Raw genomic sequence first — 5,392 nt, 5'->3', positions numbered from 1 at the left:
ACTAGAACAATACTAAAAAGCAAAGATATTACTAGCAACAAATATTTGTTTTTCACATCAAAACCGCCTTTGTTTTTAAGTGAATTATACAACAAAGTGGAGCGTTTGTTACCAGCATCTAAGAAAATAAGGAAAATTTTGAGGGGGTGGTGGTGTAGAAATAGGAATGTGTGTTTGGGGAGATTCAGAAAAGAAAAAGCCCTTCGATGGAGCTTAATCTTTTTTAATTATTTTCAGTTGTTTCATCTTTTTTATCTACTAACTTGATAAGATCACCAATTTCACACTCAAAAAACTTACAAAGGACATAAGTGGTGTTGGCATCGATTCTTTTAGTTTCGTTGTTGTAAATTCTAGAAAGAGTCGGCCTGCTTAATCCAGTTAGTTCAGCCAGCTGCGTAATGCTTTTTATTTTTTTCTTTGCCATTAGCAATTGTAGTTGAAATTCAATGTCTCCCATTAGTCACATCTCCTACGTTCAATATTTAATACTTATTTTACAATTTGTAACGGTAGGTTTACAAGAGAACGTACGTTCAAAATGAAATATTTTCTATTTTATCGTAAAACTAAATTGACGAATCGTAAAACTAGTGTTACGATATATTTAAGGGAAGGTGGTGAAAATCGCTTGAAATTTAAAATACATGTCGAGAAATTTATGAAACAAAAAAATCTTAGCGTCACTAAGGTGAGCAAAGATACAGGAATATCTCGACCGACCTTGACCCGATACATCAAGAGCACATTGAAAAAGGTTGAATCCAAAAACATTCAAGCCCTTTGTTGTTATTTCAAATGTGAGCCTGGCGACTTGGTGGAGTTTGTGGATGAAGAAAACAAGACCAGCGCTGTTGTTTAGGCGCTGGTGCTATTGAAAGGAGGGACGAGAATGAATGTTATCAGCTTCCGAGATTACATGAAAAAAACTGAAGCCGCATTAAAGTTAGAAAACGAGATTTTGATGGACAAGCTGCAGTTAGGGATCAATGGTCTAGAGTGGTTGGTTCTTCAAGTTATTGTTGATGAAGATAAGAAAAAGTCGTTAGACAGATTCATCGAAATAGTTGGCCGAGCTTACAAAAAAGACATATCTGATTTGTTTGCAGATGTGGTTGTTATGGATCCAGACAGTTTTTATAACAAACACGAACTAAACTGGTGGATCACGATGGATGAGGCTTTAACTTACTTAGCATCAGCAAAACAACGAGATTACTATTTTTACATTGATTATTTAAATTACATCTACGGTCGGGGAGGAAAATAAGTGAATCAATTACAAGTTATCGAACAAAACGGAATGCGAGTATTAACAACAGCGCAATTAGCAGAAGCTTACGGAACTGACATTAAGCGCATTTCAGAAAATTTTAGTAGAAATAAAGATCGCTACAAAATCGGAAAACACTATATTGAATTGGCAGGCGGAGAGTTGAAGTCATTCAAACAAGCCAATCCGCAAATTGCGGAAAGCCTCAAATTCGCTTCACTTATCTATCTTTGGACAGAAAAAGGAGCCTGGCTTCATGCAAAGTCGTTGAATACGGATGCTGCTTGGACTGCTTATGAAATGCTGGTTGATGAATATTATGCTGTCAAAGAACAATCTCAATTAAGCACTGAACAATTAACAAGCATGTTAGCTGCTCGTTTAGGAAGCGATGTCGTGGAGTTAAAACAGGACGTGGCAGAGATAAAACAACAGGTAAGCGAAGTGAGAGAAGAAATCACATTGAATCATGGCCAACAAACAGTGTTGCACCATGAGATCAAGAAACGTGTTGAATTTATCAAAGATAACTACGAGCTGACTAGCAAGCAAATTTATTCGCAGATTCACAGCCAGCTAAGACGGGCGTTCGCTGCACCTAAATACTTCCTAGTGCGTCGGAAAGATTATGAAGAGGCAATTTCATGGGTTCGATCATGGCGCCCGTTAATATAAAAAATCCCACTGTTGGCGCAGTGAGATTCATCCGTTTCAAATATTTCATTAACACAAGTATACCATACAGAGGGTGAAACGTCACCCTCTTTGATAAAAAGAAGGTGCTTAAATGACAACTATTAGAACTAAAAAACGTGAAAATCCTTTCGTTCAAATTGATAAAAGCGTATTTACTAACGATAAGCTTTCTTGGAAAGCCAAAGGCATCCTTGGTTATCTATTAAGCAGACCTGATGACTGGGTAACTTACTTAGCTGATTTAGAAAAACGCTCTACTGATGGAAGAGATTCTGTTCGGAATGGCTTAAAGGAACTGGAAGAACAAGGTTACCTGGAGAAAACAAGAAAAAGAGAAGGCGGTAAGTTCAAAGGGTGGGAATATACAGTTTTCGAAATCCCCCAAGACGTGAAAACCGAAGTTGGTTTAACCGAAGTCGGAAAACCCGAAATCGGTAAAACCGAAGTTGGTAAACCCGACACTACTAATAAAGAAGTTACTAATAAAGATTTAACTAATAATGAATTAACTAATAAAGATAAATATATAACCTGCGCTGAATTCGTGAAGATGAAGGAATCGGAATATCAAAAGCTTATCGAAGAGCATGGACAAGTCCTTACAGACAAAATGATCACGGTATTGGATAACTATAAAGGCTCCAGCGGAAAGAAATATAAATCTGATTACCGAGCCATTTTATCTTGGGTGAAAGATAAAGTTTTAAACGAAGGTGGTGGAAGAGTTGCGAAGAATCGAAATGCCCAACAGCTTGCAGAAGACCATGGCCTTCCATTCTAGTTACTGCGAGAAGCACACCTACCGAAAGAACGGAAAAGACGTTGTAAAGCCTATCCAGCGAATGATTGTTGATGGCGAAGTAGTTTGCCCTAACTGTGAATTAGAAGCTGTTACAGCGAAAACAGAAGAGGTTGAGCGGGAGAAATACTTGCAGACGGAATACAAAATGTCAGAGGGCCAGAAGAAGAAAAGAGTATTTAAGAGAGACAGCGTCGTAACGGATGAAACCATCTTAAATGCTAGGTTCTCCAATTACCGCGAGGACGGTACAGAAGAAGCGGAAAACAAGCGTAGCATGATTGAGGTAGCGGAGCGGCTGAAAGCAGGGCAAGTATTCAATACGATCCTGCAGGGAAATCAGGGAGCCGGAAAAAGCCACTTAGCTTATGCGGCACTGGAAGAGATTAATCAATCAGATTTAGAAGTCTCCTGCTTGTTCATCAGTATTGAGGAAATGATGCGGCTGATAAGAGACTCCTTCGGCAACAAAGACAGCAAGTATACGGAAAATTACTTTGTGGAGCTGCTATCAAGCGCTGATTACTTGGTACTGGATGACTTAGGAGCGGAAACAGGAGCCATTGACACGGACAAGCAAGCGACAAACTTTGTACAACGGGTGCTATACGCCATTACAAATGCCAGACAAAACAAGGCAACGATCATAACGACTAACTTATCTAGCCAAAGCTTATTCAGCATCTATGATAAAAAATTAGTCTCTCGGCTGTTCAAGAAACCTAACTTTATTTTATTCAAAGAAACAAAAGACAAACGGATGCTGAATCTTCCGTTTTGAATAAGGGGGCTTGTCCCAGCCCCTCTTTCTATAACCTATGCAGCGGTGAGCGGAAGTAGAACAAATGCAGGGGGAACAATCTGTGAAAAAAGTAATCACTACTATCTCAACTGTATCTCGGTTATTCAGACAACCAAGGAAGATAGGGGATACCTTTGAGCACAACGATAAAACATATATGGTCATCGGTATAGAGCGCTTTGAAGTCCTGTATAACACGAAGCTGAAAGTTTGGTATACATGCCAAAATTTAAGTGAGACTGACTATGTAACAAGAAAGAAAGCTTATCAGGAGCCGTTCCAATTAGAAGCAGAGGTCAAACTGAAATATGACGACGAGAGAATACGGACAAGAGCTCAATTAGGAACCGTTCATTTTATGGAGGGAGAGTTTTACAAGATTATGGAGTATACGGACATTGAACTGAATGGAACTGATTTGCTCCTCTCATTTATCGTAAAACCTTTATATCCAGTGGATCGGAAAGAAGCAAAAGCTAAATTGTTGGATTCAAGAAAAAGAAAACTACAATTGGAGGTTTTCTAATTGTACAGTGGCGAGTGGAAGTAGAACAGATAAAAGATAAATCGTGAAGGGTGGATTGCAAATGGAAATTAACATTGAGGATTCCCAGGTAAGTTTGCTTTTAGAAATAGACGGAGAAGTTCACCTTGTTGGAATGGATAAGGAAAAACTGGAAGCTATCACTTTGCTGGTTAAAAGATCAATTGAATTAGTTGTCCCGACAGGTAAATCTCAAAAGGAATTAAGAGAGTTTTTAAATTACAAAGGCTAGTTCAAGCGCCGAGCGGAAGTAGAACGGATGAAACACAAAACGCGAAGTAAAGGAGCTAAATAAATGATTGGAAATGAAATCGAAGTAGGGAGAGTTTATAGAAACATCAAAAACCAAAAATTTTATCAGGTTGAAGGTATCGGCAAATATACAGAAGAGCCGATGGCACTTGAAACAATGGTTTTCTACAAGGCTTTATACCAAGATGATCAACCATATTGGATTAGACCTTATTGGTTATTTAAAGAGAAGTTTGAAGAGGTAGACGGAATAAATGATGAGCGGGTTGGCTTTGTTTCAAATCAGGAAATTGAAGAAGCTGTTAAATCTGTTTACGAAAAGAAATGAAGGTTTGTAAATCATGAAAACAATTGACGGCGAGCAAATAAGTGTAGAACAGCTATATCACAAGCACATCAACTTTATCAGAATGATGGCTTATAAATACAGAATCATCGGAAAACAGGCAGGATTGGATCTGGACGACTTAATAAGCATCGGCACAGAAGCGCTGATTGTCTGTTACGGCAAGTTCGATGAAAGCAAAGGGTGCAAGTTCCTGACCTATTTAGGAAGGGCTATGAGGACAAGGATCATGCGAGAATGTCATAAAAACCAACGGCTCTATATTCCAAATCACATTTATGAAATGATCCGGTTAATCAAACATAACGGGGATACGGACTTAACAGCAGTGGAAATCGCTGAAAAGTATGAGTGTAGCCAACAAACAGCAGAAGGCGTTGAGCGGTTCCTGCAAGCGAAATACATCAAATTAGAAGATCGAGCAGCTAAACGGGGCGATTTGCTGGTACATGAAGTGATTGGCGAAAGAGAAGATGACACAGTGGCGGAAGTGAACGACTTCATTAGTCAACTTCCAGCACATTATCAAACGGTAGTTACAGGACGGATGAAAGAGAAAAAATACAAAGAAATCAGCAATCAGATTGGAGTTTCAAAATCGCAAGCATTCAACATATTAAAGAAAACCGGCAAGCTCTGGATGAAGTATGAAGAAGGATTAGTTATTTAACAAATTAAAA

The 5,392-nt window shown here is 38.6% G+C and carries 10 protein-coding genes; 9 read left to right on the top strand and 1 reads right to left on the bottom strand.

Going from position 1 to position 5,392, the window contains the following annotated elements; translation table 11 throughout:
- Positions 1–223: 223 nt before the first annotated feature.
- On the bottom strand, positions 224–460 hold the full coding sequence (locus BBA02S_RS19405; RefSeq protein ID WP_041113214.1) for a helix-turn-helix domain-containing protein: 237 nt from the start codon (positions 458–460) through the stop codon (positions 224–226).
- A gap of 171 nt (positions 461–631) precedes the next feature.
- On the opposite strand from BBA02S_RS19405, the gene BBA02S_RS19400 reads away from it, so the two are divergent.
- The 9 genes from BBA02S_RS19400 to BBA02S_RS19360 all read left to right on the top strand — a co-directional run bounded on the left by BBA02S_RS19400 (position 632) and on the right by BBA02S_RS19360 (position 5,382).
- Complete coding sequence (locus BBA02S_RS19400) at positions 632–862, top strand: helix-turn-helix domain-containing protein (RefSeq protein ID WP_169799386.1); 231 nt, start codon at positions 632–634, stop codon at positions 860–862.
- A gap of 30 nt (positions 863–892) precedes the next feature.
- Positions 893–1,270, top strand: a complete 378-nt coding sequence (locus tag BBA02S_RS19395; protein WP_061786765.1) for a hypothetical protein — start codon at positions 893–895, stop codon at positions 1,268–1,270.
- Positions 1,271–1,948 (top strand): ORF6N domain-containing protein, encoded by a 678-nt coding sequence (locus tag BBA02S_RS19390; RefSeq protein ID WP_041113215.1) that lies wholly within the window; start codon positions 1,271–1,273, stop codon positions 1,946–1,948. It abuts the gene before it with no gap.
- 112 nt (positions 1,949–2,060) lie between these two features.
- Entirely contained in the window at positions 2,061–2,750 is a 690-nt protein-coding gene (locus BBA02S_RS19385) for a helix-turn-helix domain-containing protein (RefSeq protein ID WP_052477240.1), read from the top strand.
- A complete protein-coding gene (locus tag BBA02S_RS19380; RefSeq protein ID WP_231557139.1) occupies positions 2,695–3,549 on the top strand; it encodes an ATP-binding protein in 855 nt (284 codons plus the stop codon). Before BBA02S_RS19385 ends, BBA02S_RS19380 begins: the two co-directional genes overlap by 56 nt.
- An 82-nt stretch (positions 3,550–3,631) precedes the next feature.
- The gene (locus BBA02S_RS19375; RefSeq protein WP_041113216.1) at positions 3,632–4,096 is read left to right on the top strand and encodes a hypothetical protein; all 465 of its coding nucleotides are present in this window, start codon (positions 3,632–3,634) and stop codon (positions 4,094–4,096) included.
- A gap of 61 nt (positions 4,097–4,157) precedes the next feature.
- Positions 4,158–4,346, top strand: a complete 189-nt coding sequence (locus BBA02S_RS19370) for a hypothetical protein (RefSeq protein WP_041113217.1) — start codon at positions 4,158–4,160, stop codon at positions 4,344–4,346.
- A 63-nt stretch (positions 4,347–4,409) separates the two neighbouring features.
- A complete protein-coding gene (locus tag BBA02S_RS19365; protein ID WP_041113218.1) occupies positions 4,410–4,694 on the top strand; it encodes a DUF1653 domain-containing protein in 285 nt (94 codons plus the stop codon).
- 13 nt (positions 4,695–4,707) lie between these two features.
- On the top strand, positions 4,708–5,382 hold the full coding sequence (locus BBA02S_RS19360; protein WP_041113219.1) for a sigma-70 family RNA polymerase sigma factor: 675 nt from the start codon (positions 4,708–4,710) through the stop codon (positions 5,380–5,382).
- The last annotated feature ends 10 nt before the right edge of the window (positions 5,383–5,392 follow it).

Source organism: Bacillus badius NBRC 15713 (genome assembly GCF_001591605.1).
Lineage (GTDB): Bacteria > Bacillota > Bacilli > Bacillales > Domibacillaceae > Pseudobacillus > Pseudobacillus badius.
Note: the sequence above shows the minus strand (reverse complement) of the source record. Positions and strands in the feature narration are given on the sequence as shown.

What these genes read in the sequence shown, in the direction of transcription:
- BBA02S_RS19405 (WP_041113214.1), bottom strand. Translation starts at nt 460, where the DNA reads ATGGGAGACATTGAATTTCAACTACAATTGCTAATGGCAAAGAAAAAA.
- BBA02S_RS19395 (WP_061786765.1), top strand. Translation starts at nt 893, where the DNA reads ATGAATGTTATCAGCTTCCGAGATTACATGAAAAAAACTGAAGCCGCA.
- BBA02S_RS19385 (WP_052477240.1), top strand. Translation starts at nt 2,061, where the DNA reads ATGACAACTATTAGAACTAAAAAACGTGAAAATCCTTTCGTTCAAATT.
- BBA02S_RS19370 (WP_041113217.1), top strand. Translation starts at nt 4,158, where the DNA reads ATGGAAATTAACATTGAGGATTCCCAGGTAAGTTTGCTTTTAGAAATA.
- BBA02S_RS19365 (WP_041113218.1), top strand. Translation starts at nt 4,410, where the DNA reads ATGATTGGAAATGAAATCGAAGTAGGGAGAGTTTATAGAAACATCAAA.
- BBA02S_RS19360 (WP_041113219.1), top strand. Translation starts at nt 4,708, where the DNA reads ATGAAAACAATTGACGGCGAGCAAATAAGTGTAGAACAGCTATATCAC.